At 78.2% G+C, this 2,743-nt stretch carries 3 protein-coding genes and 1 pseudogene; 1 reads left to right on the top strand and 3 read right to left on the bottom strand.

What is annotated here, in order from left to right; genetic code table 11:
• Window positions 1–1,708: DEAD/DEAH box helicase (locus tag EBM89_RS20285; RefSeq protein ID WP_122151374.1), on the top strand; the 1,708-nt coding region annotated here is incomplete at its 5' end.
• 36 nt (window positions 1,709–1,744) lie between these two features.
• On the opposite strand, the pseudogene EBM89_RS22390 reads toward EBM89_RS20285, so the two are convergent.
• The 3 genes and pseudogenes from EBM89_RS22390 to EBM89_RS20270 all read right to left on the bottom strand — a co-directional run.
• Window positions 1,745–2,107, bottom strand: a pseudogene (locus EBM89_RS22390) (Rv3654c family TadE-like protein); the annotation flags it as partial.
• A gap of 35 nt (window positions 2,108–2,142) precedes the next feature.
• Window positions 2,143–2,460, bottom strand: coding sequence for a TadE family type IV pilus minor pilin (locus EBM89_RS20275; RefSeq protein ID WP_122151373.1), 318 nt, complete (start codon window positions 2,458–2,460; stop codon window positions 2,143–2,145).
• Between the two features lie 17 nt (window positions 2,461–2,477).
• Window positions 2,478–2,743, bottom strand: a 266-nt coding sequence (locus EBM89_RS20270) for a DUF4244 domain-containing protein (RefSeq protein WP_147463646.1), incomplete at its 5' end; no start/stop codon positions are given.

The following is a 2,743-nucleotide window of genomic DNA, read 5'->3' as shown; positions in this document are numbered from 1 at the left end:
GGCCGACGCGCCGGGCCGCGCGGCGCCCGCGTCGCAGGACCCCGCGTCCCGGGAACCCGCGGCGCCGAGTACCGCGGCGCCGGACCCTGGGTCGCCGGATCCCGCTCGGCCGGACTCCGCCGCGCCGGACCCTGCATCGCCCCACCTCGCGTCCGGGCGCGCGCGCGAGGGCTCGGGTCCGCTCGGCACCGGTGAGGACCTGGTCGCCGAGGACCCCGACCGACCGCGTCGCTCCGCGACCGCCGAGGTCGCGGACCTGCTCGCGGACCTCACGGCTGCGGGAGCGCGGACGCTCGCGTTCACGCGGTCCCGGCGCGCGGCGGAATCGGTCGCGTCCGTGACGCGCGAGCACCTGCGCGACGTCGACCCGTCCCTCGCCGCCGCCGTCGCCGCGTACCGGGGCGGGTACCTGCCCGAGGAGCGCCGCGACCTCGAGGACGCGATCCGCACCGGCCGGCTGCGCGCGCTCGCGACGACGAACGCGCTGGAGCTCGGCGTCGACATCTCCGGCCTGGACGCGGTGGTCATCGCCGGGTGGCCCGGGACGCGGGTGTCCCTGTGGCAGCAGGCGGGGCGGGCGGGCCGCGCGGGTGCCGACGGGCTGGTGGTGCTCGTCGCCCGCGAGGACCCGTTGGACACGTTCCTGGTGCACCACCCGGAGGCGGCGCTCGACGCCCCGGTCGAGGCCACCGTGTTCGACCCCACGAACCCGTACGTGCTCGCGCCGCACCTGTGCGCGGCCGCCGCCGAGGCGCCGTTGCGCGCCGAGGAGCTCGACCTGTTCGGACCCGGCACCCGCGAGCTGCTGGACGTGCTCGTCGCCCGCGGCGCGCTGCGCCGCCGGACCTCGGGCTGGTACTGGACGCACGCCGAGCAGGCAGCGCGCCTCACGGACCTGCGCGGCACCGGCGGCGACCCCGTGCGCGTGGTCGAGGGCACCACCGGTCGGCTGCTCGGCACCGTGGACTCCGCAGCGGCCGACTCCACGGTCCACGCGGGGGCGGTGTACGTGCACCAGGGCGCCTCCTACGTCGTGGACGACCTGGACCTGGTCGACGGTGTCGCGCTCGTGGGCCGACGCGACGTGGACTACGGGACCTGGGCGCGCTGGGTCACCTCGACGGAGATCCGCTCGACCACGGCGGAGCGCCGGTGGGGCCCGGTGACCTGGGGGTTCGGCGCGGTCGACGTGACGACCCAGGTCCTCGGGTACCAGCGCAAGCGCATCCCCGACATGGAGGTGCTCGGCTCGGAGACGCTCGACCTGCCCGCGCGCACGCTGCCGACCACGGCGGTCTGGTGGACCGCCCCGGCCGAGGTGCTCGCGGCCGCGGGGATCACGGTCGAGACGGCGCCCGGCGCCCTGCACGCCGCGGAGCACGCGTCGATCGGCCTGCTGCCGCTGCTCGCGACGTGCGACCGCTGGGACCTCGGCGGCGTCTCCACGGCGCTGCACGTCGACACCGAGCAGGCCACCGTGTTCGTGCACGACGCGTACCCCGGTGGCGCGGGCTTCGCCGAGCGCGGGTACGCCCTCGGCGCGACCTGGCTCCGGGCGACGCGGCAGGCCATCGCCACCTGCCCGTGCCGCTCCGGCTGCCCCGCCTGCGTGCAGTCGCCCAAGTGCGGCAACGGCAACAACCCGCTGGAGAAGGATGCCGCCGTGCGCCTGCTCGACGCGGTCCTCGCCCACGCCGACGGCAGCTGACCCGGACGGGTCCACCGCCGGACGCGGCCCGGCCCGGGCCTCGGCGACGGCGTCCGCGACGACGAACGGCACGGCGACCCTGACGAGCACGACCCCGCCGTCCGCGGGCTCGCAGGACACCAGCACCGCGCCGTTGCGGACCGCGGCCTGCCCGGCGACCTCGCACGCACCCGCCATGCCCGCGACGAGCCGCTGCGCACCCGCGAGCGCCGCGAGGTCGGCCGCCGACTGCGCCCGGAGCCGCGCCGCGTGCGCGCCGACCAGCAGCCCGCACGCGGTCGCCAGCACGACCAGTGCACCGAGCAGGCCGATCACGAGGACCGACCCGGACCCACGGTCGCGGACCGGGTCCCCCGCACCCCGGGCCCGACCGCGCGGGGTGGTGGCCGCGCGCGGCACGTCCGCACGACCGCGGCGACGACGGCGACGGCGGGTCACGGCTCCGCCCTCGCCGTCGCCTCCGCGCGGACGGTGAAGCCGCCGACCAGCGGGACCGCGGGCCCCACGGTGGCCTCGACGTGCACCACCACCCACCCGTCCGTGCGCCCCACAGCCGTGCGAGTGCCGTCGCCCGCGACGCGACGGACGGCGGCGGCCACGGCTGCATCGTCCTCCCCGAGCGACGCTGACCGCGCGCCGGTGCGGGCGGCGTCGGCGCACCGCAGGTGGGTCGCCGCTCCGGCCGTGAGCGCCGCGAGGACGCCCACGAGCAGCGCGACCACGGGCAGGAGCACCGCCATCTCCGCGGTCACGCTGCCCCGGTCCGACCTCACACCGAGAGCGCGCTGCGCACGAGCGACGTCAGCGCCTCCCGCACCTCGCCGCTGCTGAGGATGATCACGAGCAGCCCGGCGAACCCGACGGCGGCGATCATGACGATCGCGTACTCCGCCGTCGCGAGCCCGGCGTCGCGGGTCGTGCCCGCGACCCGGCCGCGCACGGCCGCCACCCGGTCGCGCGCCGCCCCGGCGATGCGTCCGCGGATGCGAACGCCCTCCCGGGCCGGGCCGGCGGGTCCGGTACCGGCGTGCGCCG

Source organism: Cellulomonas triticagri (assembly GCF_003696205.1).
In the GTDB taxonomy this organism is placed as follows: domain Bacteria; phylum Actinomycetota; class Actinomycetes; order Actinomycetales; family Cellulomonadaceae; genus Cellulomonas; species Cellulomonas triticagri.
Note: the sequence above shows the minus strand (reverse complement) of the source record. Positions and strands in the feature narration are given on the sequence as shown.